The following is a 2418-nucleotide window of genomic DNA, read 5'->3' as shown; positions in this document are numbered from 1 at the left end:
CACGTTTTTCAGTTGGTTTGTTTGGTTTTTCAACAGTCTTGCTTACTGGGTTGTAGTAGTTAACAACTTGGGCTGCTTTATTTTCGATATCTGCACCAGCTACGACATCGTCTTTCACTGTTGCTGGGATATCAAATTTATAGTAGCGTCCAAATTCGAACTTAGTAGTATCAATGATTTGAGTGTTTTCAGCGTCGCCAAGTGACTTAGTGAAGCCAGCTTTAAGGTTAGCTGTAAGAACACCGTTGTTATCAGTGATATCGAACTTGTTAGTAACATCTGCACCAGTTACAGAATCATAAACCTTGATATCTGAAGCATTAACAGTCAATTTATCCTTGTCGTAGTTATCTGTGATTCCTACTGTTTGGATGTTGTCTTTGTTAGCTGCATCAAATTTAGTTGTATCCAACCATACTTGGTAGTAAAGTTTAGATCCACGTTCAACTGACTTAGTATTTAAGTTTTCATCTTCGTTGTTGTTTGTATTATCAACATATGGATTGTTGTTTGTTTCACCATATTTATCTGTCAATTCAGAATCATCATCAACGAGTTTAGTACCAGTGATATCGAATTTCGCTTTAGAAACAACGTATTTCTCTGGTTGGAACTTAGGTTCTTCTGGAGGTGTTACACGGTTGTTGAATTCTTTATCAGCAGCATCTGTTACGTTGGCAACGATTGCTTTAGCTGTACCGTCGTGTGAAACAACAACTTTAACAGTGGCAACCATTGTGTCGTATTTGACAGTTGTATCTGTACCAGGAGTTTCTTCAACTGTGTAGTTGTAAGTCTTACCAAGATCATCGCGACCAAATTTAAGAGTCTTGAAGACAATCTTACCAGCAGCGTCGTTCTTCACGCGTTCAACTTCAACGCCGTCTTTCTTCAATACGAATTCGAATTCGTTAGCTTGAAGTTCACGACCTTCCAAACGTTTTGTGAAGTTCATTTCCACTGGAACTGGAACGCTGTTAACACGTTTTTGTGTTGGTTTTTCAGGTTTTTCAACTGTCTTGCTTACTGGGTTGTAAACGTGAACTGTTTGGTTGGCTGTATTTTCAATATCAGCACCAGCTTTAACAGATTCTTTAACAGTTGCTGGGATATCAAATTTATAGTAACGTCCAAATGCGAATTTAGTAGTATCGATAACAGGGTTGTTTACTTTATCTTTGATAAATTCATCTTTAGAAGTTGCAGTGATTGTGCCATTTTCAACTTTGATGTCGAATTTAGCAGTCACGTCTGCACCAGTTACTGAATCGTATGCTTTGATGTCAGCAGCGTTAACGTCCAATTTTTCTGCATCGTATGTATCAGATACACCAACGTATTGGATGTTGTTAGCTTCTGTGAATTTAGTAGTATCAAGCCATACTTGGTATACCAATTTAGAACCGCGTTCAACAGTCTTAGTATTCAAGTTTTCTGGTTCGTTGTTGGCAACACCATCAACATATGGATTCTCATTTGTTGCTGTGTACTCGTTACCAGGTACATCATCGTCGTCATCCATCAACTTGTCACCAGTGATGTCATATTTCTCTTTAGAAACGACAAATTTTTCTGGTTGGAATTCAGGAGGCGTTGGAGGAGTGACTTTGTTGTTGAATTCTTTATCGGCAGTACCATCAGTAGCATTACCGTTGGCATCAACCCCACCAGTTGAAGATACGTTTGTAACTGTAGTCAATGAATGACCGTTCTTAGCAACTTCAACTGTAACAGTAGCTTTCATCTTATCATAAGTCATACCAAACTCTTTGTTGGCTGGGATAACTTCTTCTACTGTATAAGTGTGAGTACCTACTTTAGTGTTGTCGAATGACAAGTTAGAGAATGAAACATTACCAGCAGCATCATTCTTAACTGTTTCAACTACTGCACCTGTAGAATCTTTCAATACGAAGCTGAATTCACCTGCTTTAAGTTCACGACCTGCCAATTTCTTAGTAAAGTCAAACTTAGTCACAACTGGAGCAACAACATAGTTGTTGAACTCAGTGTCTTCAGGCATTGTAACAGCAGTACTCAAGAGACCTGTAGCGGCATCTTTAGTAACTTTAACTTTCACTACTGCGTTCATAGTATCGTAATCGATATTTGTATCGTTACCAGCTTTTTCACGCACAGTGTAAGTGTGTTCACCTTCAGCGCTGTATTCAATCGCATCAAATGTGATTGAACCATCTGCAGCATTTTTCTTAGTTTGGATTACATTGCCATTTTCAAGCAATTCGAATGTGAAGGCATCTGCTTCAAGTACTTTACCTTCAAGACGTTTAGTGAACTTGAATTGAGCTTGAGTAGGAGCTGATGTGAAGGTATTGTTGAACTCTGTATCTGCAGGAAGAGTATTTGTTGCTTTAAGTACGTGACCTTCTTTAGTAACAGTAATTGTTACTTCAGCTT

General features: G+C 38.4%; 1 protein-coding gene. It reads right to left on the bottom strand.

Features of this window, described 5'->3' with window-relative positions; genetic code table 11:
* Positions 1-2418, bottom strand: a 2418-nt coding sequence (locus tag AX662_RS05100; protein ID WP_331709204.1) for an SspB-related isopeptide-forming adhesin, incomplete at both ends; no start/stop codon positions are given.

It is taken from the genome of Streptococcus sp. CCH5-D3 (genome assembly GCF_001556435.1).
GTDB lineage: Bacteria > Bacillota > Bacilli > Lactobacillales > Streptococcaceae > Streptococcus.
The sequence above is the reverse complement of the archived record's forward strand: the minus strand, read 5'-3'. Positions and strand labels throughout refer to the sequence as shown.